This window comes from Rhizobium sp. UFLA01-1127 (assembly GCF_059803845.1).
Genome location: NZ_JAUQTZ010000090.1, coordinates 1 through 24899 on the forward strand (window position 1 = coordinate 1; position 24899 = coordinate 24899).

24 protein-coding genes and 1 pseudogene are annotated in these 24899 nt (G+C 59.4%); 17 read left to right on the forward strand and 8 right to left on the reverse strand.

The features are described 5' to 3' along the window. The 8 genes from Q4Q11_RS20985 to Q4Q11_RS21020 all read left to right on the forward strand — a co-directional run. Nucleotides 1–3059, forward strand: a 3059-nt coding sequence (locus tag Q4Q11_RS20985; protein ID WP_498570693.1) for a GH36-type glycosyl hydrolase domain-containing protein, incomplete at its 5' end; no start/stop codon positions are given. Between the two features lie 86 nt (nt 3060–3145). Continuing rightward, nucleotides 3146–3463 (forward strand): hypothetical protein, encoded by a 318-nt coding sequence (locus Q4Q11_RS20990; RefSeq protein ID WP_498570694.1) that lies wholly within the window; start codon nt 3146–3148, stop codon nt 3461–3463. A 78-nt stretch (nt 3464–3541) separates the two neighbouring features. Beyond that, nucleotides 3542–4198 carry a DUF2161 family putative PD-(D/E)XK-type phosphodiesterase gene (locus tag Q4Q11_RS20995; protein WP_112509564.1) on the forward strand — a complete coding sequence of 219 codons (657 nt, stop codon included), beginning with the start codon at nt 3542–3544 and terminating at the stop codon, nt 4196–4198. A gap of 265 nt (nt 4199–4463) precedes the next feature. Then, on the forward strand, nt 4464–5963 hold the full coding sequence (locus Q4Q11_RS21000) for a DegQ family serine endoprotease (RefSeq protein WP_498570695.1): 1500 nt from the start codon (nt 4464–4466) through the stop codon (nt 5961–5963). Nucleotides 5964–6295: 332 nt separating this feature from the next. Next, entirely contained in the window at nt 6296–6925 is a 630-nt protein-coding gene (locus Q4Q11_RS21005) for a J domain-containing protein (protein WP_112509616.1), read from the forward strand. A gap of 230 nt (nt 6926–7155) precedes the next feature. Beyond that, nucleotides 7156–8646, forward strand: coding sequence for a lipopolysaccharide biosynthesis protein (locus Q4Q11_RS21010; RefSeq protein ID WP_112509568.1), 1491 nt, complete (start codon nt 7156–7158; stop codon nt 8644–8646). A 74-nt stretch (nt 8647–8720) separates the two neighbouring features. Continuing rightward, the gene (locus Q4Q11_RS21015) at nt 8721–9536 is read left to right on the forward strand and encodes a galactosyl transferase (protein ID WP_498570696.1); all 816 of its coding nucleotides are present in this window, start codon (nt 8721–8723) and stop codon (nt 9534–9536) included. 39 nt (nt 9537–9575) lie between these two features. Further along, the gene (locus Q4Q11_RS21020; RefSeq protein WP_498570697.1) at nt 9576–10646 is read left to right on the forward strand and encodes an acyltransferase family protein; all 1071 of its coding nucleotides are present in this window, start codon (nt 9576–9578) and stop codon (nt 10644–10646) included. 9 nt (nt 10647–10655) lie between these two features. On the opposite strand, the gene Q4Q11_RS21025 is transcribed toward Q4Q11_RS21020, so the two are convergent. Continuing rightward, nucleotides 10656–11984, reverse strand: coding sequence for an aminotransferase-like domain-containing protein (locus tag Q4Q11_RS21025; RefSeq protein ID WP_498570698.1), 1329 nt, complete (start codon nt 11982–11984; stop codon nt 10656–10658). Between the two features lie 100 nt (nt 11985–12084). Between Q4Q11_RS21025 and Q4Q11_RS21030 the strand changes: the two genes are divergently transcribed. From Q4Q11_RS21030 to Q4Q11_RS21050, 5 genes are all read left to right on the forward strand, one after another. Continuing rightward, nucleotides 12085–13062, forward strand: a complete 978-nt coding sequence (locus Q4Q11_RS21030; RefSeq protein WP_498570699.1) for an ABC transporter substrate-binding protein — start codon at nt 12085–12087, stop codon at nt 13060–13062. A gap of 44 nt (nt 13063–13106) precedes the next feature. After that, nucleotides 13107–13997 carry an ABC transporter substrate-binding protein gene (locus tag Q4Q11_RS21035; protein ID WP_498570700.1) on the forward strand — a complete coding sequence of 297 codons (891 nt, stop codon included), beginning with the start codon at nt 13107–13109 and terminating at the stop codon, nt 13995–13997. Beyond that, entirely contained in the window at nt 13994–14938 is a 945-nt protein-coding gene (locus tag Q4Q11_RS21040) for an amino acid ABC transporter permease (RefSeq protein WP_498570701.1), read from the forward strand. The genes Q4Q11_RS21035 and Q4Q11_RS21040 overlap by 4 nt, the downstream gene beginning before the upstream one ends. Before the next feature lie 20 nt (nt 14939–14958). Then, a complete protein-coding gene (locus tag Q4Q11_RS21045) occupies nt 14959–15738 on the forward strand; it encodes an amino acid ABC transporter ATP-binding protein (RefSeq protein ID WP_498570709.1) in 780 nt (259 codons plus the stop codon). Nucleotides 15739–15813: 75 nt separating this feature from the next. Continuing rightward, a complete protein-coding gene (locus Q4Q11_RS21050) occupies nt 15814–16995 on the forward strand; it encodes a M20 aminoacylase family protein (protein WP_112509578.1) in 1182 nt (393 codons plus the stop codon). 144 nt (nt 16996–17139) lie between these two features. Here the strand turns inward: Q4Q11_RS21050 and Q4Q11_RS21055 are convergent, their stop codons facing one another. The 3 genes and pseudogenes from Q4Q11_RS21055 to Q4Q11_RS21065 form a co-directional block, all read right to left on the reverse strand. After that, entirely contained in the window at nt 17140–17328 is a 189-nt protein-coding gene (locus tag Q4Q11_RS21055; protein ID WP_162701488.1) for a hypothetical protein, read from the reverse strand. Between the two features lie 264 nt (nt 17329–17592). Further along, a pseudogene (ligD, locus tag Q4Q11_RS21060) lies at nt 17593–18351 on the reverse strand (non-homologous end-joining DNA ligase); the annotation flags it as partial. 106 nt (nt 18352–18457) lie between these two features. Beyond that, nucleotides 18458–18676: a hypothetical protein gene (locus Q4Q11_RS21065; RefSeq protein WP_112509581.1), complete on the reverse strand. Its 219-nt coding sequence runs from the start codon at nt 18674–18676 to the stop codon at nt 18458–18460. 187 nt (nt 18677–18863) lie between these two features. Between Q4Q11_RS21065 and Q4Q11_RS21070 the strand changes: the two genes are divergently transcribed. Beyond that, on the forward strand, nt 18864–19067 hold the full coding sequence (locus tag Q4Q11_RS21070; RefSeq protein WP_498570702.1) for a CsbD family protein: 204 nt from the start codon (nt 18864–18866) through the stop codon (nt 19065–19067). A gap of 145 nt (nt 19068–19212) precedes the next feature. Here Q4Q11_RS21070 and Q4Q11_RS21075 read toward each other — a convergent pair whose 3' ends face one another. Continuing rightward, the gene (locus tag Q4Q11_RS21075) at nt 19213–19524 is read right to left on the reverse strand and encodes a DUF982 domain-containing protein (protein WP_498570703.1); all 312 of its coding nucleotides are present in this window, start codon (nt 19522–19524) and stop codon (nt 19213–19215) included. A gap of 376 nt (nt 19525–19900) precedes the next feature. Between Q4Q11_RS21075 and Q4Q11_RS21080 the strand changes: the two genes are divergently transcribed. Continuing rightward, nucleotides 19901–20110, forward strand: a complete 210-nt coding sequence (locus Q4Q11_RS21080; RefSeq protein WP_498570710.1) for a helix-turn-helix domain-containing protein — start codon at nt 19901–19903, stop codon at nt 20108–20110. A gap of 23 nt (nt 20111–20133) precedes the next feature. Here Q4Q11_RS21080 and Q4Q11_RS21085 read toward each other — a convergent pair whose 3' ends face one another. Continuing rightward, on the reverse strand, nt 20134–20370 hold the full coding sequence (locus Q4Q11_RS21085) for a hypothetical protein (protein WP_498570704.1): 237 nt from the start codon (nt 20368–20370) through the stop codon (nt 20134–20136). 243 nt (nt 20371–20613) lie between these two features. Between Q4Q11_RS21085 and Q4Q11_RS21090 the strand changes: the two genes are divergently transcribed. Next, a complete protein-coding gene (locus Q4Q11_RS21090) occupies nt 20614–22506 on the forward strand; it encodes an APC family permease (protein ID WP_498570705.1) in 1893 nt (630 codons plus the stop codon). Between the two features lie 76 nt (nt 22507–22582). Here the strand turns inward: Q4Q11_RS21090 and Q4Q11_RS21095 are convergent, their stop codons facing one another. Then, on the reverse strand, nt 22583–23143 hold the full coding sequence (locus Q4Q11_RS21095) for an endonuclease/exonuclease/phosphatase family protein (protein ID WP_498570706.1): 561 nt from the start codon (nt 23141–23143) through the stop codon (nt 22583–22585). Continuing rightward, a complete protein-coding gene (locus Q4Q11_RS21100; RefSeq protein WP_498570707.1) occupies nt 23140–23409 on the reverse strand; it encodes a hypothetical protein in 270 nt (89 codons plus the stop codon). The genes Q4Q11_RS21095 and Q4Q11_RS21100 overlap by 4 nt, the downstream gene beginning before the upstream one ends. Nucleotides 23410–23737: 328 nt before the next feature. Between Q4Q11_RS21100 and Q4Q11_RS21105 the strand changes: the two genes are divergently transcribed. Beyond that, on the forward strand, nt 23738–24718 hold the full coding sequence (locus Q4Q11_RS21105) for a L,D-transpeptidase family protein (RefSeq protein WP_498570708.1): 981 nt from the start codon (nt 23738–23740) through the stop codon (nt 24716–24718). Nucleotides 24719–24899: the final 181 nt, after the last annotated feature.

Consider the following 24899-nt stretch of genomic DNA (forward strand, 5'->3'; position numbering starts at 1 on the left):
ATCTGCGCGTTGGCGGCTCCAAGCCGGCAACGGCTGAAATCGTCGGCCCGAAGGCTGCCGTCCAGTTCGGCCATGGCAGAAGCGGCTTTTCCTGGAGCGGCGAGACGGCCGGCATAAGACACACGGTGAGTCTTCGCTTGCACCCAAGTCAGTCTGCATGGTTCTGGCAGATCTCGCTGCAGAACACCACGAACGCGACGGTTTCAGCCGATCTCGTTCTCGTTCAGGATGTCGGTCTTGGCGACCGCGGCTTCCTGATGAACAGCGAAGCCTATGCCTCGCAATATATCGACCACCATATAGGCAACCACGCCGCCTTCGGCCCGGTCGTCATGAACCGGCAGAATCTCAAGCAGGGTGGCGGGCGAAATCCCTGGCTCGCACAGGGCTGCCTCGATGGTGCTGCAGCCTACGCGACCGATGCAATCCAGCTGCTCGTGCCCTCCAACAACAACGATGGCGTGATGGTGCCGGATTTTGGCACCAGCCTGCCAAGCACACGCCGTCAGCATGAGGTTGCCTGCCCCGCAATCCAGTCGAAACCGCTTTCGCTTGCATCAGGCTCATCGGGCACGACGAGCTTCTTCGGCCTCTTCGTCGCCGATCATCCAGCCGCATCCAGCGATGCCGATCTCGCTCATCTCGACGGTTTGCCGAAACTTCAGAACGAGCTCGCATTAGACACGATATCGGCGGCCCAGCCCGCGCGCGGTCTCGTGCAGGACGCCCCCCTTGCAGAGAGCGACAGCCTGGATCAGGCCGCGATCGACGCGCTCTATCCCAAGCGGATGCTCGAAGAACATGCCGACGGAAAGCTGATCTCCTTCTTCGTGCCGGATGGGCCGCACAACAGGCATATCGTGCTGCGCGAAAAGGAGCGGCTGGTTGCGCGCCGCCACGGCGCCATCGTCCGCAGCGGGCAGAACATGCTGCTCGACGACCAGACGCTCGCCGCCACCTGCTGGATGCAGGGCATCTTCGCCGCGCAACTGACCATCGGCAATACCTCTTTCCACAAGCTGTTCTCCGTCTCGCGCGACCCTTACAATCTGACGCGGTCGAGCGGCCTGCGCATCCTTGTCGACCTCGGCGAGGGCTGGCACTTGCTCGGCGTGCCCGCAGCCTTCGAAATGGGCTTGAGCGATACGCGCTGGATCTACAAGCTTCCCGGCCGCACCATTACGGTATTGGCAATTGCCTCCGGCGACGATCCGGCCATGCAATGGAGCGTCTCGGTCGAAGGCGCCGCCTGCCGCTTCCTCGTCTTCGGCCATATCGTGCTTGGCGAACGTGACTATGAAGCTGTTGCCAATATCGCCGTCGATACAGCGGCCAAGCGCATCTCCTTCCGGCCGCAGCCGTCATGGCTCTGGGATCGCTATCCGAAGGCTGGCTATCATCTCGTGACCTCGACCCCGGCTGCGTTCGAAGCCTTCGGCGGCGACGAGCTGCTTTATACCGACGGCATCGCCCGCAATGGCCCCTTCATCACGCTGAAATCGCACCCGACGAAGGAACTGCGCTTTGCCGTCACGGGATCGATGACCGATCCGGATGCAGCCGAAGCCCTTGCTGCGCGCTACAGCGCTGGCATCGAAAGCGAAGAGATGCTGGCACCGGCGCAGCGCTTCTGGAGCCATGTGACGCGGGGCGCGCGCATCGAAGGCGATGGGCGCGATGTGGCGGCACAAGCCGTGATGCTGCCCTGGATCGCGCATGACGCGATCGTGCATTTGAGCGTGCCGCATGGGCTCGAACAATATACGGGTGCTGCCTGGGGAACGCGCGACGTCTGCCAGGGGCCGATCGAATTCCTGCTCGCCTACGAGCACGACGAAGAGGTCCGGCAGATCCTCTCCACGCTCTTTTCCGAGCAATACCGCGATCGCGGCGACTGGCCGCAATGGTTCATGCTTGAGCCCTACGCCAACATCCGCGCCGGCGAAGCGCATGGCGATATCGTCGTCTGGCCGCTGAAGGCGCTCTGCGACTATATCGAGGCGACCGGCGACATCGCCTTCCTTGCGCAAACCGTGCCGTGGCGTGCCGACGACACCATGCAGCTGACCTCGGAGCACGCGACGATCTCCGATCACGTCGAAAAGCTCCTGGACACGGTGCGCAGCCGCTTCGTGCCGGGCACGAGCCTCATCCGCTACGGCGATGGCGACTGGAACGACAGCCTGCAACCGGCCGATCCGCACCTGCGCGACTGGATGGTCAGCAGCTGGACGGTGTCCCTGCTCTACGAACAGCTGGTGCGCTACGCCAATATCCTGACGCTCGCCAGCCGCAACGAGGAAGCGCAGTCGCTGCAGGCGACGGCGGTCGCTATGCGCGCCGATTTCAACCGGCTCCTGATGCGCGACGGCATCGTTGCCGGCTATGGTGTTTTCGATCCGAGTCATGAGGATGTCGAATTACTGCTGCACCCTGAAGATACGCGCACGGGCCTGCACTATTCGCTCATCGCGATGACGCAGCCGATGATCGGCGGCCTGTTCACGCCCGAACAGCGCCACGCCCACATGAAGATCATCCGCGAGAACCTGCTGTTTCCGGATGGCGTGCGGCTGATGGAAAAGCCGGCAACCTATTCCGGCGGCCCGGAAAAGCTCTTCCGCCGCGCCGAATCCTCCTCCTTCTTCGGCCGCGAGATCGGACTCATGTATGTGCATGCGCATCTACGCTACTGCGAGGCCTTGGCGCTTGAAGACGATGCGGAAGCCGTATGGGCAGCGCTCGCGCTCGCCAACCCGATCGCGGTCAGCGGGCGGGTGGAGCATGCGTCGCTGCGCCAGCGCAACACTTATTTCAGCAGCAGCGATGCGGCCTTCGCCGACCGCTATCAGGCTTCTTCGGAATGGGTGCGCGTCAAGGCCGGCGATATTGCCGTTGACGGCGGCTGGCGCATCTATTCGAGCGGCCCCGGCCTCTACACAAAGAGCCTGATCGGCAATGTCTTCGGCTTCAAGCGGCAGTTCGGCCAGCGCATCCGCAAGCCGCTCCTGCCGGCCTCGATCGGCGCTTGCGATGTCAAGCTGGATTTCAAAGCCTGAGCAGCCGTGAATGGAAAACGGGGCCGCATCGCGGCTCCGTTTCATCGGCTCTCAACAGTCGATCTTCTGCATTACGGAACCTTCGAATGACCAAATTGTCTACGGCACGCTTCAGTCGTGTTGGCTGGCTGCAATGGCTGGCCGTCATCGTCATGGCCATCGCGGGCGCGATATTGACATCGATAGCCGCAATGTCCGCAAGCCAAACGAATGCAACGACGGCAGCTCAAAGCGGAGGCGCTATTATTGGCGCCTTCGTCTTCGGAATTCTGTTGCCGTATCCCGCGGGTTGGATCGCCGGCCGCCTCGCCAATCGATCGCGCAATATGTTTCTCCTGGTATTCTGGGGTATCGCCGCCATCCTTTTCCTGGGCGCGGTCGCAAAACTGATCCGGGCTGGTTAAGCCGTCTCGCAGGCAATCGATCTTCTGGTTAACCGAATCGGCTAAGCTCACCCAGATGTGCAAAGCCCGGAGGCGGATTTGGAAACGGCGCTCTATCTCCCCATCAAGTCATTTCTCGAAGCTGCCGGCTATACGGTGAAAGGCGAGATCGGAGGCTGCGACCTGGTCGGGTTGAATGACGGTGAGCCGCCTGTTGTCGTCATCTGCGAGCTGAAGATGACCTTCAATCTCGAGCTCATCCTGCAGGCGGTGGATCGCGCGGCCGCCAGCGACGAGGTCTGGATCGCCGCTCGCGTATCGGCAAAGGGCAAGGGCCGCGAAGGCGATCGCCGCTTCCGCGACCTTTGCCGGAGGCTCGGCTTCGGCATGCTGGCGGTCTCCGACAATGATCTTGTCGATATCATTGTCAGCCCCGTCGCGCCGATGCCCCGCAAGAACGCGCGGCGCAGATCACGCCTTGTTGAAGAGCACCGTCGGCGCAAGGGGGATCCGGCACTTGGGGGCAGCACGCGCAAGCCGATCATGACCGCCTATCGCCAGCAGGCCCTTGCCTGCGCGGCAGCGATCGAAAACGGCCTGCAACGCCCGAAGGACATGCGCGACGCGACGCCAAAGGCGCCGCAAATTCTGAGAGATAACGTCTATGGCTGGTTCGAGCGCATCGACCGCGGCATCTACGCGCTGACGGAGCTTGGAACAGAAGCCCTCAAGCGTTGGCCGGCAACGCCGCCTTAAATATGGAAAAATTCCGATCGACCAAAATTAAATTCATGTAATGTCTTAACACTTAGCAATAAAAACATGATCAATATTTAATTTGTAAAAGTCAATTGGCGGATCATATTACTCATCAGCGCCAGTTCAGCTTTATACTTCATTTCTCTGGAGTAAAGACGGGGAACCAAGGTTCTCCGAACGAATTGACGCGGCCCCATTCGACGCCTGTCCCGGACATGGACAAGACGCCAATTCGCCAACAATCTCGCAAGGGACTTTTGCCATGTCATCTCTCCTTCGCAAACACCGCACCGCTGCCATTATAGGCGCCGCCATCATCGCCGGCGCCGGCGCGTTGCCTTTTGCCTTCAACACCTCCGCCACCGTCGCAGCGGCTGCCGAACCAGCCGGCATCATCGCGCCCGCTGGCTCTTTCGCCCCGATCGTCGATGCCGACAAGCCGGCCGTGGTCACCGTCACCACCACCATGAAGGCGACTGACACCGGCGCCGACAGCAATTCGCCGATGGACGAGCAGTTCCGCCAATTCTTCGAAAACCAGGGCATCCCCTTCCCGAAGCAAATGCCGCATCAGCAGCAGAACCAGCGCGCCATGGCGCTTGGTTCCGGCTTCATCATCAGCCCGGATGGCATCATCGTTACCAACAACCACGTTATCCAGAACGCCGTCGACATCAAGGTGACGCTCGACGACGGTACCGAACTGCCCGCCAAACTGCTGGGTGCCGATGCCAAATCGGATCTCGCCGTTCTGAAGATCAAGGCGCCGAAGCCGCTTTCAACCATAGCCTGGGGCGATTCCGACAAGCTGAAGCTCGGCGACCAGATCCTTGCGATCGGCAACCCGTTCGGCATCGGCACGACCGTCACCGCCGGCATCGTCTCGGCCCGTGGCCGCGACCTGCATAGTGGCCCCTACGATGACTTCATCCAGATCGATGCGCCCATCAATCACGGCAATTCCGGCGGCCCGCTGGTCGACCGCGAAGGCAATGTCGTCGGCATCAACACCGCCATTTATTCGCCGAACGGCGGCAGCGTCGGCGTCGGCTTTGCCATTCCTTCCAACGAGGCCAAGGCGATCGTCGCAAAGCTGGAGAAGACCGGTTCGATCGACCACGGCTATCTCGGCGTCGCGATCCAGCCGGTGACCCCGGATATCGCCAATGCCATGGGCCTCGCCCAGACCCAGGGTGCGCTCGTTGCCAGCGTCAATGACGACACGCCGGCCGCCCGCGCCGGCATCAAGAGCGGCGATATCGTCACCGCCGTCGGCAACGAGACCGTCAAGACCCCGAAGGACCTGTCGCGGCTGGTCGCCGATCTTTCCCCCGGCGACAAGCGCTCCGTCACACTGTGGCGCGACGGAAAGAGCATGGATGTCAACGTCACCATCGGCGGCAACGACGACAGCAAGCAGGCTGCCAACGATTCCGGCGACGGCAAGGTCCAGCCGTCCAACCAGCCGAGCATCGGTGTCGGTCTTGCCAACCTAACACCCGATGTCCGCCAGCAGCTGAACCTGCCGCATGGCGTCGAGGGCGCAGTCGTTGCCAGCGTCAACCCAGACAAGTCGGCGGCAGCGGCCGGCATCCAGACCGGCGACATCATCGTCTCGGTCAACGACCAGCCAGTACACAATGCTCATGAAGTCCAGGCGGCCGTCGCCAAGGCCGGCAAGGACGGCCGCAAATCCGTCCTGCTGCTCATCGAGCGCGACGGCAACAAGACCTTCGTCGCTGTCCCGTTCTCGGCAGCTTAAGCATCTGAAGCGTTGAACGATCGGCCCGCTTCGCGCAACGGAGCGGGCCGAATTCGTCATGTCTGGCCGTCTTCACACGCCGCACGATCCGGAACGCCGCCTTTCCACAGCGAATAGCTTTCCGTTTTGACATATGACTCTTTTTGTCCAAACTCTGCCTTTGTGATGGTACAAATAGCGCCGGGACCGATTGAAACAGGTGCCCGGAACGTCTAAGCCCTGCCGGCTACAGCGCCCCGCGTCACATGTGACGCGCAAAGGTCGCTGTCGCACTTTAAAGCTGTCGGCAGCAAAGGGTCTTGAAAACGGAATATGCGGCGGCAGGAGTTGGAGTGACTGATCCATACGATATTCTCGGTGTTGCGCGCGATGCGGGCGAAGAGCAGATCAAGGCGGCTTATCGCAAGCGCGCGAAGTCGGCTCATCCGGATTCCGGCGGCGATACCGATGCTTTCGCGCAGCTGCAGAAGGCCTATGAGCTGCTTCTCGACCCTGTGCGCCGCAAGGTGTTCGACGATACCGGCTATGACGTCGAGCTGACCGATGCTGTCGACCTGCAGGCGCTGGTCGCCATTGAAAAGCTCATCACCGAGATGGTGCTGGACGAGCGCGAACCGGGCACCTTCGACCCGGTTGCCAAGATGCGAGCAAGCCTTCTGGAAGAAATTCGCAAGGCGAATTTCAGCAAGAGCGAACTCGAGCGGCATTCCAACCGTATCGGCCTCCACCTCGAGAGGCTTGGCAAGCGACCCGGCAAGGACGTGGTCGGTCATATGCTGCGCGCCCGCATCAAGGCGATCGCCACCGCCATCAGCGAAACGGAAGCCAAGATCGGCGCCAGCGAGCGTGCCTGCGACATGCTTGAGGGCTATCTTTACGAGCTGGATGAGCCTCGGGACGAGGCGGATGCATCCCCAGAAATCGAGTGGGACGAGCCAAGGGTCCGCTCGGCCGCGCAATAGAAACTGCGTTTTGTCGTGTTCGGCGCGAGGCGGATTTCGCGTTTGCCTTGATCGCGCGATCACTTTCGGCAACGAAATGTTGCAATGCAACAATCGTCCCTAGACAAATCGACGAGCTGGCCTAGATCAAGCATGCAACACGCGGTCTTCCTCTGTCGAACGATGGCAACGTGGCAATGATGGCGCCGGAATTCCGGCGCCGATGAAGATTTGGACGGCGAGGTGCGCGTTTGCTGGCTTCCGAAGCGGATGAAATCGTCTTTGAACATCTGAGTGAAAACCGATCTCGCGCGGCATTGAGAGGCGCCTTCTGGTCGGCGCTGGATACGCTCATCCCGACGGCGCTCAACAGCCTGGTGTTCGTCGTTACCTCACGGTTCCTTCTGCCGCAGGATTTCGGTCTGGTAGCGCTCGCCTTCGCCATCGTCAGTTTCGCTTCCGGTTTCGGACCCACGGCCTTCGGCGAAGCCTTGATCCAGCAGAAATCCATTCGCCGCAGCCATCTCGATACGGTCTTCTGGCTGTCCTTCGTCTCCGCGGCGGTCCTTTATGCGGTGCTGTTTTTGCTCTCGCCGTTCCTTGCCCATTGGGTCGGGCATGACGACATCGTCAAATTGCTGCTGATCATCGGTCTGAAAATCTTCTTCGACATGATGATCATCGTCCCCAATGCCCTGATCGGCCGGACGATGTCCTTCCATCTTGCCGCAGCCCGTACCGCAATTGCCACCTTCGTCTCGGCCATCATCTGCCTTTCGATGATTTTCGCCGGTTTCGGGCTATGGGCGCTTGCCATTGCCCAGATTGCCGCACCGGCGGCCGCCTGCGTCGCCGCCTTCTGGGGCGCAAAATGGCTGCCGGGCTTCAAGGTGAAGCTCTCAAGCCTGCGTGAACTGCTGCATTACGGCATCTTTGCCTCGGGCAACCGCTTCCTCCAGACCATGAACCTGGATCAGCTGATCATCGGCACGCTGGTGAGCCCGGCCGCTCTCGGTATCTATAATTTCGCCCGGCGGCTCTACGAGATGCTCAACAATGTCGTTGCCGGCGGGCTGAATTCGGTCAGCCACGTTCTGCTCTCCTCCCTGCAGCATGATCGCGACAAGGTGCGCGAAGCCTTCCTCATGGCGACCTTCGGCTGTTCGCTGGTGTCTTTCCCGGCTTTCATGGGGCTTGCGGCGGTCGCCGACGACGCCATTCCGCTGATCTTCGGACCGCATTGGGCAGCCGCCGTCTGGCCGGTTCGCTTCTTCTGCGTCATCGGACTGATGGCCGGGATCGGTGTCATCCAGGCATCCCTGATCACCAGCCAGGGCAGATCCGACTGGTGGTTCTACTATCAGCTGGTTCGCAACGTCGTGTCGATCCTCACCGTTCTCCTGCTTCACCAATATGGCGTGGCAACCGTCGTCTTCGGGCTCATGCTCGGAGTGGTGATGCTCTGGCCGGTGACACTGTGGATGGTGTCGCGACTGATCGGCCTCAGCATTGCGGAATATTTCGGCCAATTCCTGAGACCTATCGCCGCTTATCTCGGCATGCTCGTCGCCGTCTTGGCAATCTCCTCGGCCTTGATCGACCGGCCTCTCGCAGAACGCCTCGTCTGCGAAGTCCTGGTAGGAGGTCTCGCCTATTCGGCCCTTATCCTCCTCCTATGCAGGGAGAGGGTCCTCTTCCTCGTGCGAACGACTCTGCAAGGCCGTCGCGCAAAGGCACAGTAGCAGCCATCGCGAATAGAGACGGAAACAAGGCTCATTCGATCTCGCGATAGAATTCCAAGCCGGAAAGGCGCCTCATGACACTGGTTACGTTCATCATTCCCGTTCGCCATCAGGCCAATTCCAACGATTGGCCGTCGCTGAAACGGCGGCTGTCGCAAACGATCGCATCGATCTCCGGGCAGTCCAACCGTAACTGGCGCGGCGTCGTTGTCGCCAACGAAGGCGCCGATCTACCCGACCTGCCGCCCAATTTCACGGCGGAACGCGTGACTTTCCCGCCGAACCAGCTTCACGACATCGACGGTGCCGATCGCGAAAAGGTCTACGACGCATTCCGGCTGGACAAGGGCCGCCGCGTCTTGAGCGGCATGCTTTCGGCACGCGACACCCGCTTCTTCATGATCGTCGATGACGATGATTTCGTCAGCGCCAACATCGTCGATTTCGCCGCTGGAAACAGCGATGCCAACGGCTGGAAGATCGACCGGGGCTATCTCTGGAACGAAGGCGGACGGCTACTTTTGCATCACAACGACTTCGCCAATTATTGCGGCACGTCGCTGATCATCCGCTCGGATCTCTATCGCCTGCCGGCGACCTTCGACGATGCCGAAGTCGACTACATCAAATCCATGCTCGGCAGCCATGTACGCATCGGCAAGCTGCTGGCCGACGCCGGTTCGCCCCTTGGATCGCTTCCCTTCCGCGGCGCAATCTATCGGGTCGGCCATGCCGGCGCTCACAGCAAGTCCTCCAACCTTATCAGGACCCACTTCCTCAACCGCTCGGTACTGACAAGCCCCCGCCAATTCCTGGGCAATCTTTCGCGCGTTCGCCCGCTCGATCGCACACTCAGAAACGAGTTTTTCGGCGCGCGCGCCGCCGGATGACACAAGGCGCAGTTCTTTCGCTCTTAAAGGCTTCGATCAATGCCTGCTGACGCAACGAAACAGAGATATGCCGCCCTGGATGCGATGCGCGGCCTGGCGGCATTGGCCGTCGTCGTCTACCACCTCGACAGGCCTTATGCGCCGTCGGCCTATATCGCAGTCGATTTCTTCTTCGTGCTCAGCGGCTTCGTCATCGCCAGGGCCTATGGCGAAAAGCTCGCCGGCGGCATGACCGTGCTGGCCTTCATGAAGGCGCGCTACGCCCGTCTCTATCCGCTCTTTCTGATCGGCAGCGTCTACGGCCTCGTTCAGTTGCTGCTGCACTGGCAGGCGGCAGGTGTCGGGCGGGCCGATCTTGCAGCAAGCATTGTCTCGACCGCCTTCATGCTGCCTTCACCAAGCTTTCTGACGCGGTCGGCTGGAGATGTCTTGGCGCTTTATCCGCTGAACGGCCCAGCCTGGTCGCTGTTCTGGGAACTGCTGGCCAATCTGGTATTCGCGCTTATACTGTTCCGGCTGAAAACGCGGAGCCTCATCCTCATCGCCGCCGCATCCCTGGCGCTGCTGATCGGCTCCGTCTTCCTGCACAAATCGCTCGACCTCGGCTGGGAATGGCACTCTGTGGACGGCGGCTTTGCCCGTGTCTTCTTCTCATTCACGCTGGGAATGATCATTTACAGGCTTCGAAACATCGCCATGCTCGGCCGCACGGTGAAAGGCTATGCCGCCCTGCTGCCGATTGCGGCGATTTTGATCCTGCTGTTTTTGCCCACCTATTCGCTGAAATATGCGCTTGTTTTCTGCATCCTGATCTCGCCGCTCATCGTCCTTGCCGGTACGATGCTCGAACTGCCGGAGAGGCTGCAACGGCCCGGCATCTTTCTCGGCTACCTCTCCTATCCGATCTACATGTGCCATCGCGGCTTTACCGAGATCTACGGGCACCTGATGCGCAATATCCACTTGCCGCAGCCGGTCCACATCGCGATCTATCTCGTCGCGATTTCCATCATTGCGCTTATCTCGGCCAAACTCGCGACCATGCTCGTCAAATATGCCTCCCCCTGGAAGGAGGCGCCCAGGAGCGTGGGCGCGACTTCGAGCCGGTAGCATTCGCGTTCACGTGTGGACGGCGGCAAGTGCGATGGCATCGGCAACTTCCTCACACCGCTCCGAGAGATTGGCGGTTGCGACTCGCAAATGGCTGCTGGGTAGGATCGAGAATTTGGCACCGGGATGCACTGCGATACCTCGGGCGGCAAGCGTCACCATCGCGAAAGGCTCCGACGAGACGGGAATCCAGGCGCATAATCCTTGTCCGTGCCGTGCATTGACGCCGCGCTCGCCGAGTGCATCGATGAGGCGCGCCCGGCGTTCTCGATAGATCTGCCGGGCATGATCGAGGCACGCCGCTGTCGCCGGATCGCGCAGCAGCCAGGCAGCCGCCCCCTGCAGAATACGGCTGGTCCAGCCGGAGCTGAAGCTGCGATAGGATTGGATCTGGTCGATGATCGCCCGCGAGCTCGACAAGACCGCGAGGCGCAAATCCGGCCCGTGCGTCTTCGAAAGCGACAGGATATGGATGACGCGATCGGGAAAGAGATGCCCCATGGAATGGCGCGGCGCTGTCGAAATATCGGCGATACCATCGTCTTCCACGATCAACGTGTCCTTGTTGCGAAGGATATCGGCGATCCTTGCCATACGTGCCGGACTCATGCTCTGCCCGGTGACGGAATGGATGCGCGGCTGAAAGATGAAAGCGACAGGACGATATTTCAGCGCCTCTTCCAGCGAAGACAGCAGCGGTCCCTCCTCATCGCATTTCACCGGAATGATGCGCGCACCCCTATCCTCGAGAATATCCAAGAGCCGCATGCCTGTGGGATTTTCGATCGCAACCGCAGCACCTGGCATGACTAGGGCGTTGATCAATGTGTAGACGGCATTATAGCCGCCATTGGTCGCCAGGAATGCCTCCGGCTCGTAGGGCCAGGTCTTCCTGACCTCGCGCTCCAGCTCCGGCAGGATGCGGCTGCGCTCGTAACTGTTGAGATTTTCGGCCGAGGCGCCATAGGCCATCGCCGCTTCCAGCTTCGGCAGGAGTTGGAGATCGGGCACGGCGGCCGTCAGGTTCAGGGCGCTACTGCCGTAATCGCCGACGCTTGCAAGCCGCGCCGGCTTGGCGACGAAGCGGTCACCGCTGACCCATGTGCCATTCCTGCCGCGTCCGCTGATGATCTTTTGGCGCCTGAGTTCGCTCCAGGCCTCCGACAGGGTCGCAGGACTTACACCAAGGACAAAGGCAAGGTCGCGGATCGGCGGCAGTTTGGTACCAACTGGCAGCGCGCCGGCGCGAATGAGTGCGCTCGTTTCAAGCGCGATGCCGCGAATGGTCCGATCGTTCAATTGTTCGGCAAACCATTTCGCGTCCCGCTCTTCGTTCATTTTCGTACCGCTTTTAATGTTCAATAACGTAATAACATTTGATCAACCTATATTGAACATTTACTCGTTGAGAAAACAAGTTTTCCAGCGAGTGAATTTCATGCCCCTTACTCTCCGCCTTGCCCTGCGTGATTGGGACTATATGACACCTTTGGTCCTGGGGGACGTCTCCTCTCCCAGGCTCGACATCAAGGTGGACCGGGTCGGCACGCTGGTCTTGCATGTCGGCAAGAGCGACGCCTATGACGCGGCCGAAACCTCCTTCAGCCGCTACACGCAGATGCGCATCGACGGCGACGAAAGCGTGGTCGGCATTCCGAACTTCATCATGCGGGGCTTCCGCCACCGCTGCGTCATCACCGCCAAGGAAAGCCCGATCACAAGCTTCGCCCAACTGGCTGGCAAACGTATCGGCGTCACTGGCTGGCGCGACTCCGGCAATACCTGGACACGCGCTGCGCTGCGCCGTGAAGGCGTCGGTGTCGAGGACGCCATGTGGTATGCCGGCCGCCTCACCGAAGCCCACCCGATCACCGATCGTCTCGACGGATTTGGCCGTCCCGGCCGCATTGAGGCGGCACCAGGCGAAAGGCCGATGGTTGACCTGCTGAAGGACGGCCTGCTCGATGCGATCTTCACGCCCTTCATGCCGGACGGCTATTTCGCCGGCAATTCCGGCTTCCGCCAGCTCCTGCCGGATTTTCGCTCAGCCGAACATCGCTATTTCGCCGATGTGGGCTATGTACCGGGCATGCACCTGATCGGTTTCAAGGCGGAATTCGTCGCCGAGCATCCCTGGGTGATGGCAGAACTGAGTGCGCTCATCGATGAATCGCAGCGCGTCTGGCTGAGCAGGCGGCGCAAATATGCCGACACGACGCCCTTCATGCTCGATGAGCTCTTGAAATCCGCGACAGAACTGCCGGAAGGCTGGGATGCCAGCGGTTTTGCGGCCAACCGCAGGATGATCGCCGATTTCGCTTCAGAATTGCATGTGCAGGGCATCCTGCCGCGGCTGATGACGCCGGAAGAGCTGTTTCCGTTCGATGTCGACGGCAGCAGGACAAGCGCTGCCTGACCATCACTTCAAATCAGAGACACAAAGCAAAAAGGGGAATGAACATGTCGCTGAAGAAAATGACCTACATCGCCCTGGCAAGCCTGATAATGTCGAGCGCCGCCTTCGCGGACGATGCGAGCTTGCCGAAGCTTTCGGTCAGCAAGGATCTGCAGGCCAAGCTGCCGGAAGCCATCCGCACATCGGGCAAGATGACATCAGTCAACAATGGCTCCTTCCCTCCCTATGAAATCGTCACCGGAACCAAGCTGACCGGTGCCAGCGCCGATCTGACCGACGCGATCGGCCAGGTGCTCGGGGTGAAGATCGAGCATGAGAGCGTCAGCGGCCTGCCCGCCATCCTCGCCGGCATCAATTCCGGGCGCTATCAGTTCGCCTTCGGCCCGATCGGCGATTTCAAGAGCCGCGAGGAAGCCAATGACTTCGTCGACTGGGTGCAGGAATATGTCGTCTTCGCCGTCCAGAAGGGCAATCCGAAGGCCATTACCTCGCTCGACAGCGCCTGCGGCCAGCGCATTGCCGTCATGGCCGGCGGATCGGCCGAAAAGGTGATCCAGGTGCAGGCTGAGAAGTGCAAGACCGACGGCAAGGGCGCGATCGAGGTCCAATCCTTCACCGACCAGCCGAGCTCGATCCTCGCGGTCCGCTCCAAGCGTTCCGACGCCTTCTTCTCCTCGCAGGCCCCGCTCACCTATTTCGTCTCGCAGGCAAACGGCCAACTCGAACTGACCGGCGTCGGCCAGAAGAACGGTTTCGAAGATCTCTATCAGGGTGCCGTCGTGCCAAAGGGTTCGCCGCTCGGGTCCGTTCTCAAGGATGCCGTCAAGATTTTGATTGATAACGGCACCTATGCCGCCATCATGAAGAAATGGGGCCTTGAGAACAACATGATCAAGGAGCCGGGTATCAATCTTGGCGGGACGCTGCCGAAATGAGTACCAATGCTAAAGATATCGCATCGCCATCAGGCGATGCGGCAGAGCGGGATGTGGCGAATGCCCATACACCGTTCCCGAAGGGTCGCGTCGCAGCCTGGGCCATTACGCTGGCAATCGCGGCCTATTGGGCCTGGTCGGTCGCCCACAACGAAAATTTCGGCTGGCATGTCGTCGCGCAGTATTTCCTCGACCCCGTCGTCATCGATGGCCTCTATGTTTCGCTTGGGCTGACTGTCGTCGCCATGGCCCTCGGCATCGCGCTCGGCCTGCTGCTGGCGATCGCCCGGCTGTCAAAGGATACGCTCGCAAGCTCGCTCGCCTCGCTCTACATCTGGTTCTTCCGCGGCACGCCGCTGCTCGTGCAGCTTATCTTCTGGTACAATCTCTCGACGCTCTTTCCGACGCTGTCGATCGGCATTCCTTTCGGCCCGACCTTCGTCAGCTGGGATACCAATTCCGTCATCAGCCCGATGACAGCAGCAATCGCCGGTCTTGCCCTGAACGAAGCCGCCTATATGGCCGAGATCATTCGCGGCGGCCTGCTTTCCGTCGACAGGGGCCAGTTCGAGACCGCTGAGGCCTTCGGCATGACAAGAATCCGGGCTCTGCGCCGCATCATCATCCCGCAGGCCATGCGCTCCATCGTGCCGCCGACCGGCAACCAGCTCATCAGCATGATCAAGGCGACCTCGCTCGTCAGCGTCATCGCCATGGCCGACCTGCTCTACTCGGTGCAGTCGATCTACAACCGCACCTTCGAAGTCATCCCGATGCTGCTCGTCGCGGTCATCTGGTATCTGCTGATTACCACGGTGCTGAATATCGGCCAGAGCTATATCGAGCGCTACTATGGCCGCGCCGACCGCCGCACCGGCGCGACGAAGGCCGTAAAGGACAGCCCGCCGGCGCTCGTGCCGGCACAGGAGGCGGGTCAATGAACGCTCCGATGAATACCCCCATGAACACTGTCGCCAACGTGCCGCCGTTGGTAAAGGCCCGCAACGTTCACAAGTCTTTCGAAAATGTCGAAGTACTGAAGGGTATCGACCTGGACGTGGCACCCGGCGAAGTCGTCGTCATCCTCGGTCCGTCCGGTTCCGGCAAGTCGACTTTCCTGCGATGCATCAATCATCTGGAATCGATCAATCGCGGTTCGATCGAAGTGGACGGCGAGCAGATCGGCTACAGACTGAACAAGGGCCGGCTGGTCAAACTGTCCAACCATGCAATCGCGCTGCAGCGGCGCAAGATCGGCATGGTGTTCCAGCAGTTCAACCTCTACCCGCATATGACGGCGCTGCAGAATGTCATCGAAGCACCGATCGGCATCCACGGCGAAAGCCGCAAACAGGCGACGGAGAATGCGCTGGCGCTGCTCGACCGCGTCGGTCTTTCGACAAAGGCGAACAACTACCCGCGGCAGCTTTCCGGCGGCCAGCAGCAGCGTGTGGCAATTGCGAGAGCACTGGCAATCAAGCCGAAGCTGATGCTGTTCGACGAGCCAACGTCGGCGCTCGACCCGGAGCTCGTCGGCGAGGTGCTTGCCACCATGCGCGATCTTGCCAGCCAGGGCCTGACGATGATCGTCGTCACCCACGAAATCGGCTTTGCCCGTGAAGCGGCCGACCGCGTCGTCTTCATGGACGGCGGCAAGATCGTCGAGCAGGGCAAGCCGGAGGATGTGATCGGCAATCCCCAGCATCCGCGCACCAGAAGCTTCCTGTCGCGCTTCATCTAGCGCGATACACGTATCATCAGTGACGCCCGCACGCTCTATGGCGGATGGCGGCTCAAGCGAACCATTGGAATAGCCATGACCCTCGACAACGATTTCGCCCGCCTCTCGGACTTCGAGCCGATGAAGGCCGAACTGACCGGCATCCGTCGACATCTGCATGCCAATCCCGAGCTTTCCTTCGAAGAGGCGGAAACCGCGCGTTTCGTCGCCGAGAAGCTGGAAGCCTGGGGTTATGAAGTCACGCGCGATGTCGGCGGCCATGGTGTCGTCGCGCGCATGACTGTTGGAGCCGGCAAGAAAAGCATCGCGATCCGCGCCGACATGGACGCATTGCCGATCACCGAGCAGACCGGCGCCGCCTATGCCAGCACGGTGCCGGGCAAGATGCATGCCTGCGGCCACGATGGACACACCACCATGTTGCTGGGAGCTGCGGAATATCTCGCCCGCACCCGCCGCTTCAACGGCACGGTAAACCTGATCTTTCAACCGGCCGAAGAGGCAGGCGCGGTCAGCGGCGCCCCCGCGATGATCAAGGATGGGCTGTTCGAACGTTTTCCCTTTGACGTCATTTACGGACTGCACAATCATCCCGGCGCGCCGGAAGGCACCTGGCTGCTGCGCTCCGGCCCGCTGATGGCGGCGGCGGATACGGTCGAAATCACCATCATCGGCAAGGGCGGCCATGCTTCGCGGCCGCATCTGACCATCGATCCCGTCGTCGTCGCCTGCAATCTCGTCGTCAGCCTGCAGACGATCGTTGCCCGCAGCATCGACCCGACACAGACGGCCGTCGTGACCGTCGGCGCCATCCACGCCGGCGAGGCTTCGAATGTCATTCCGGAGAGCGCAAAGTTGTTGCTCACCGTCCGCTCCTTCGACCCGAAGGTGCGTGAACTGCTCGAGGCCCGCATCCGCAAGCTGACGGCTTCCATCGCAGACGGCTACGGCGCCAGCGCCGAGATCGACTACGTCCACGGCCATCCGGTCGTCGTCAATTCGGAGAAGGAAACGGAATTCGCACGCATGGTCGCCGAAGAGCTCGTCGGCGCCGATAAGGTCACCACCTGCGGCCTGATCCCCGGCAGCGAAGATTTCTCCCATTATCTCGAACACAAGCCCGGCAGCTTTCTGCGTCTCGGCAACGGCTTGAATTCGGCCATCCTCCATAGCGCCAAGTATGATTTCGCCGATGAAAGCCTGACCGTCGGTGCGGCCATGTGGGCACGCCTGACCGAGCGCTATCTCGATGCCTGAAGGCGGCAAACGATACAATCAGCCCTGGCCATGAGCCAAGGCCGATCCGTTTTTAGGTTATGATGGGGGAGTGGAGTGCCGCGATCGGCTTCGCCGGAACTTCATCATCGGATGAACTCTGCACGGTCCGGTTTCCACCAACGGTTATTTGTCGAGGGATGCGCGGCTATCGGACGCGACCGGCGCCGCCTTTACAGGCCTCTCCGCGGACGTGCCGGTTTCCATCTGCGTGCTCTGAGCCTGCACCAGCCGCCATTCGTTTTCCAGGCGATCAATCACATACGTAGGAATTTCATCTCTTACGTTTTCAAACTCTTGCATCACGACCTCCATTGTCATGTATCCATGGCATGGCATGGAAGAGTTTCCTTGTAAATCAAGGCATTAAACAATTTAAACGATTAAAATATTTTCAATCGTTTGAAACATCGCCGTCTGTGGAAAAGGTGTGAATTGATTTCTGCTAGATCGTCAATCTCGGAGAAGCCTAGGCGATGGCAAGATGGCGCCTCGTGTGTGATCAAGATGTCAGTCTCGTGCCCCACCAGCGCATTAAAGTCTTCGGGAAAGATGGTTGACCTATGACGAAGCGGAAGTCGGTGCGCCGATACCGCCAAAGGGCGATTTGGCCGTGGCAAGTGCCTTCAGCTTTGGAAGCAGGGTTTCGACCTTTTTCGCGCCATAGCCCGTGCCGACCCTTCCCACATAGACCAGATGATCGTCACGATGGACGCCGACCAGCAATGAACGGAACTTGCCATTGGTGGTCGCATAGGCGCCGATCACCACTTCGTGGCCAGCCCGGCATTTCGATTTCGCCCAGGTCTCGGTGCGGCCAGACTGATAGGGCGCGTCGGCGCGCTTCGAGACGATGCCCTCCAGGGAGAGCTTGCACGCCCACCTCAGAACGGCATCGCCACCCGTCTCGGAATGCTCGACAAAGCGGATGCGCGTGTCACTGCCGGCCTCGGCAAGGAGCGCCTGCAGCCAGGCCTTTCGCTCGATAAGCGGCTGGGATCGAAGATCTTCGCCGCCGCCATAGAGCAGATCGAAGGCGAAATAGACGAGATCGCCGGTCTTGCCCTCGGAAAGGGCGGCCTGCAGGGCGGCGAAATTGGGTGCTCCATGGTCATCGAGAGCACATATTTCGCCGTCGACGATACAGTCCGGCAATGATGAGGCCGCATCGGCGATTTCCGGGTACTTGGCGGTCCAATCAAGACCTTTCCGCGTCTTGAGCGTGACCTCGCCATCGAGAACACGCATCTGGATGCGATAACCATCAAACTTGATTTCGTGGACCCAGCCCTCGCCTGCCGGCGGACGCTCAAGCGTTTCGCATAGCTGCGGAGCGACCGCTCGGCTCCGCCGTCTTCTGAAAGTCACGCTTCGATCGGTAGGACGATAATCTGTCGCTCGCCATCTTGGTTCCCGGCGGTTCGCGTTCTCGTTGGGGAAACGGTTACCCAGATCCAGTGCGAGAGGCATCTTGCTGCTGCCTAACTTCCTTCAGCAGTTTTTCCCGCGGGTCGTCGGCGATTTTCTTCCTGGTTGCTTCGATCTTTTCGTCAGTCACGTCGACCGGCTTTCCGCTGTCATCGGGAAAACCGCCGGCTGTCTGGCCGATCGAAGCGCCTTTCGGCCGATCATTCAAACCAGTGCTGATCTTTTTGCCTGCCATATCGGGTCTCCTTTTTCAGGAAACTCATCGGCAAGCGTTTTGTGCCAGCCCGGAGAATAAAATCGCCACGCACCGGCGCATGATGTCACACAGCCCAAGCCGCCCACCGGCCTCCAGCCTACTGCGTTCGCTCGAACCAATACAAATGAGGCGCGTTGTCCTTTGACAACAACGAGGAGACAACACAATGGACTGGAATCGCGTCGAAGGTAACTGGAAGCAGGTTAAGGGCAAGATCAAGGAGCAGTGGGGTAAGCTCACAGATGACGATCTTGATCAGATCGCGGGCAAGCGGGATCAGCTCGAAGGAAAGATCCAGGAACGCTACGGTATTCAGAAGGACCGTGTGCGGTCGGATGTCGACGAATGGTATGATCGCCAGGCCTGGTAAGCGAAAAGAGCGCCTTTCCAATCGATAGATTGGAAGTCTGTGCGTTTCGCCCGATGATAGGGGCTCCATCCAAGCATGGAGCCCTTGCTATTTCCGGAAACGCAGGGAGCCTCTCCTTCAGAGGCGAGTTCCAAAGGCCACGCCTTTACATAGACGCTATCCGCGCCGCTCGGATCGGCACTGCTTGAGGGACTGTCTTCGACGGCACCATGACGGCCGGCATCCCAGCCTCAAGACAAGCGGCCACGAACGCCTCGCGCGCAATGATGGCGGGTACGATGCCATTGAGCGCACGGCGACAGGTCTTTACTGCCCGATCGTGACGCTCACCATGGCGTAATGGCCATTCGTTTTCGAGAAAGTCGAGCGCATCATAGATGCCCGTGAAAGTGCGCTCCAATCCGCATTGGAGCCGGACCGTCACCGGCCGGGTCCATGGAACATCGTTGAGCGGCATTTTTTCCTCCTTTCGATGCCACACTGATCCTCTCCTACGGATGATATTGGAAGCGCGATCTGCAGCGTCAAGAGACAAACTCGTCGTCGACCGCAGTCGGCAAAGGTTAAGCTGCAGGCGACGAAGAATAGATAGGACGCAGACGATTTGCGCCGCAGCCGATCAGAAATGCGGAATGTGAAGAAGGTTGCTCTTGACCTTACGAGGTCCTCGGTCATGTATCCCTCTGGGAGGATACTAATATGTTGAAAGACGAGGAAGCCTCGACAATTCCTTATGCCCAGCTCGATCATCGCGGACGCCTTGACCGGGTCGATTTCCTCGCTGCAACCATCTCAAATCTCGCCTTCGACGACGCAGCGATGGCGATGCCCAGATCTCGCAGGACAACCTCGCGCTTGAGGCCAATGTCGAGCGCTCCTATGTCGGCTATCTCGAGCGCTGCAGCAAGAACCCGACTCTCGTGACGCTTGAGAAGATCGCGGACGCCTTGTCTTGCGATATCTCGGAGTTCTTCGTTCCGGTGGCCGACGATCTCGTCACCATGAAGCCGCTGAAGAGTGGACGGAAATCTTCGCGCAGCTGATATTCATGGCATCAGGTTGATTTTCAACGATCCAACAAAAATCGGTCAAGTTTGCCGTTCGGACACCCGGAAAACAACTTTTTGAACAAAACAGAGTCCACCCGCGGGGCCAATCCCGTCCTTTTATCGATCAACACCACCGAAAGCCTCTTGATTTCAAGCGTGATGGTGCGCGCCTCGTCATTCCGACAATATATCCATGAATCCAGCAGATAGAAGCCGTTCTGTATTGCCCATGCCGCAACACTTTGCGCCGTCATGACGTATCCTTATGCGGAAATGGCAGCGGTGTCTGCGCGTGCTCAAATCATTCCGCTACGCGATGAATATCTCCCTGCCAAGCATAAGATTGTACGAGGACTGTTGCATGTTAGACTCATGCCGACAATCAAGTCTCGGTCAACAGCAGGTTCTGGATGTTCGCATTACGCTTCCCAGAAGCAGGGAACGCTAATGGGCTTCGCAAGTTTGAGGCATCGCATCTTGCGGAACTGGAGAGAGATTTGGACCTACGCACCGTCCTTTTTGGACGTCGGCTCGCCAATCGCGAACATGAAGACAAGAGGCTGGGCTGGATCGAAGCGGTTCCTGCGATGGGCCTCGATGGGCTTGGATCGTCATCTTATGGGCCTGAAGCCGCGCTGACGGTTCTAATTCCCCTCGGCGCCAAGGGTCTCATTTATCTCGGCCCTGTGATGTGCTGCATTATCGCGCTGCTGGTCATTCTCTACTTCTCCTATCGGCAGACGCTCGCTGCCTATCCCACGAGCGGAGGAGCTTATGCCGTCGCCAAGGAAAATCTCGGCGAGTACCCGAGTCTCCTTGCTGCCGCGGCACTGATGATCGACTATGTCCTCAATGTCGCCGTTGGGGTTTCGGCCGGCGTGGGAGCGTTGGTATCGGCGATACCTTCGCTTCATCCCTATATCCTTCCGCTTTGTCTCGGTATCGTCGCAATCGTCATGATGGCAAACCTGAGGGGTACCAGTGAGGCCGGTTGGCTCTTTGCGCTGCCCGCCTACCTGTTCATCGCGTGCTTTCTTGGAGTCATCGGGTACGGCCTGATCCGGATCGTTTTTGAAGGTAATCCAGCGCCGGTCGTCTCGCCATCTTCTCTCGCGCCGCCTATGGCCACAGCCGGCATCTGGCTTCTCATGCATGCTTTTGCCAGCGGCTGCACCGCAATGACTGGCGTCGAAGCTGTGTCGAATGGAGTCGGATCCTTTAAAGAACCTGTCATCAGGAACGCCTACGTCACGCTGACAATTATCGTCGTCGTGCTCGGCCTCCTCTTGGGAGGAATCGCGCTGATTGCTACCTCTTTTGATATAGGAGCAATGGACCAGACCAAAGGCGGTTATCAGAGCGTCCTATCACAGCTCATTGGTGCGGTTGTTGGCTATAACGCATTCTACTACATCGCGATGTCAAGCCTGCTCTGCATCCTATGTTTATCGGCCAATACCAGTTTTGTCGGCTTTCCCCGGATCTGCCGCATGGTAGCGGCCGACGGCTATCTGCCGAAGGCATTCGCACAACCTGGCCGCAGGCTCGTGTTCACGGCCGGAATCCTCTTCCTGTCGGCGGTCGCTGCTCTCCTGTTGGTCGGTTTCGGCGGCATCACGGAAAGGTTGATCCCCCTCTTTGCAATCGGAGCGTTCCTGACCTTCACCATATCGCAGGTCGGTATGGTGGCGCATTGGCGTCGACAGGCGGGACCCCCCCGTGCGAAATTGGCGATGAACGCCATTGGTGCAGCCGCCACGGGTGCAGCGCTGATGGTTATTCTGGCCGCTAAATTCGCCGAAGGCGCCTGGATAACCCTGATCGCCGTGCCTCTAACGATCGGCGTGCTGAAGACGATCAAGAAATACTACGTCTCACTGGAAGACGAGTTACGCAAACCCGGTCCGATCGTCATCGAAGACGTCGAGCCGCCGACGGTGCTTGTCGTCACCGAAGAATGGAACCGGCTCAGCGAGCGCGCCATCAAATTCGCACTGACCCTCTCTCCTGACGTCGTGGCCGTTCACCTGATCCGCCTCGGCGGGCCTGGAATGGATGACACTGATCAGGCGCTGCGGGAAACATGGCGCAGGGAGGTTGAAGAGCCTGTTGCCGCGCGGGGCCTGAAGCCGCCCAGGTTGATGTTGATTCCAGCCCCTTATCGCAAACTCCATGAGCCGCTCCTGAAGCTTATCGAGAAGCTGGATGCAGAAGCACCGGAGCGGAAGGTGGCCGTCCTCATACCGGAGACGGTGAAGGACAAATGGTGGCAAAGAGTGCTGCACATGAACCGGGCCGGCAAACTGCGCGCCAAGCTTCTAAAGTTTGGCGGTCCGCGGCTGACGGTGGCGACTGTGCCTTGGCGGCTAGCGCAGGAAAAACCCGTGTGAGCGCAGGAACATATCCAGCCGCTGCCGCTCGTTTTCAGAGGAAAAGTTCATGAACATACAATGATCGAGCAGAGCTTTAACGTCGAGGCAAGCGCGCCTGTGTAACGATCGATAATTTGCATTGCCTGCCTTTAGCCGGATAATTGAAGACGCATTCAGCCGAGAGAACTTCTGCGCGCCCTTTCGGACGCACCTCCCATGATCCGACCAGCACATAGTCGAACCGGCGGTGGTAGTTCGATCGGCCGATGATATGTTCGGCACCCGTCTTCGCGTTTGGATTGGCCGACGTCCAGGTGTCGCCTCTTCCAGCTCCAGCAATTTCCCAAGCATCGTAATAGTATACGCTTCTGCCATCGAGCGATTGTCGGCCCGTGAGATAGCGGATGGAAGCCGCATCCGGGCCGGCATTGAGGTCGCCCGCGATTATGGTCGGCAAGTTTTGCCTGTGCCTGTTATCGAGATCGCTGATGGTCACGGCATGACGCTCGCGCGCTGCTTCGGCGGCCGGGCGCCAGGCGGCGGCGGTGCCGATGAAAAGAGTGCCGCCCGCATCTCCGAGATCCACGGTTGCCCCCAGCGTGGCCCACGGAACATCCGACGCCTGCGGTGTTCTAGGATCAAGCACTTCCATCATCTGATGCGGCCAGCGTGTTGCATCGCCGTGGCGCCATATCGATCAGCATAAGGCGGTGCAACAAATTGGATATCTTGCTGATGGATGACGTGCAGACCGAGGCCTTCTATCATCGTATCGAGGGTGTTTGCCTGCGGTGTTTGAACGACCCCCTGCAGAGCCAAAAAATCTGGTTTCAGGCGACGAAGCTCCTGATTGATTATCTTGTGTCTGCGGCCATCGCCTTCGGTATTCCAGACATTGAGCGTGATGATTCGAACACGCATGACTACCCCTCCGGCTGGTGTTACTCGAATGCATGCCGACCGGATAAGTTCCCTCAACGCGGCTGTTGATAGCTGCAGAGACTCAGAAGTGCCGACCTGGACGGAACATCGGGCGGTAACGAGGCGAGGCACGCGAAAATGCTCGGCGGCTCACGGTTACAACGCGCCAACCAAAACCAAGCTCAAGCCTGCGCCGCACCAATTTCGGTCACCAGTGGTATTGCAACCTCGATGACCCTCATGCCGTCGCTCGAGACCGGTGAACGCCCTTATTCGATTGATCATCCGCTCAGATGGAACAACTTGCGCGGATGGCGATTTCCCAGTCATGGCCAATGCGCGCTGTTATCTTGCGATCCCGATCGTTTTGACATTCTGGTCTCCGGCTGTCGCCACGGCGATAACCGCACAAGATGTGAATACCGCTTCCATTTCGTCCATACAGACCGAAGCGCCAAGCGCCAACCCGAAGAATCCTGACGCGGCGATCGTAAAACTCGAGATTTTGCTAGATCGGGCCGGCGCTTCACCGGGTGCGATTGACGGCTTTCGCGGCGAGAACCTCAACAAGGCAATTGCCGGATTTGGAGCTTTGCAAGGACTTCCCGTTGATGGAAAACCCGATGCCGCGGTGATTGGGCGGCTTGATGACCAAATCCCAGCCGTTCAGAGTTATTCAATAACAGCAGACGACGGGAAGGAACTCGTTCCGAACATCCCCAAGGACTATGCCTTGCAGGCAAAGATGCAGCATCTCGGTTATACCAGCATTGCCGAGAAATTGGCCGAACGTTTCCATATGAGCACCTCTCTCCTGAAGACACTCAATCCGACCGCTTCCTTCACTCCCGGCGAAACAATCTCGGTTGCGGTACCTGGCGCAGCAAAGAGCGGCACTGTGAAACGGATTGAAGTCCACAGAAAGTTTGGCCAGGTATCCGCATTTGCAGAAGACGGGTCTTTGCTGGCAGTCTACCCGGCCACGATCGGCAGCGAGGAATCACCTTCTCCTTCCGGCAGGCACAAGGTCAAAGGTGTCGCGCGTTTGCCGACATACACCTATAATCCGAAGATCAACTTTCAGCAGGGTCGCAATAAGAGGATATTAAAGCTGCCGAGCGGACCGAACAATCCCGTCGGTACAGTCTGGATCGATTTGACAGAACCGACTTACGGGATCCACGGAACGCCGGATCCAGAACTCATCGGTAAGGCCGGCTCTCATGGATGCGTCCGCCTGACAAACTGGGACGTAGAAGAGCTTGCAGGGATGGTTAAGCCGGGCGTAGTTGTTGAATTCCTCGACTGAACGTCAATCGGCATTCTCGTTGCCGGGGAAGGGCTCGCGATAGGAAACGGCTGGCTCTGCTTTCGGAACGCGCCTTCAGATACGTCATTGTTGAATCGTCCATTTGCGTATTCTTCTGCATGTTCGAAGCCGGCCAGGCAACGCTGGGAAAGACCGACGCCGCGAGCGTCGCGCTTGCGGT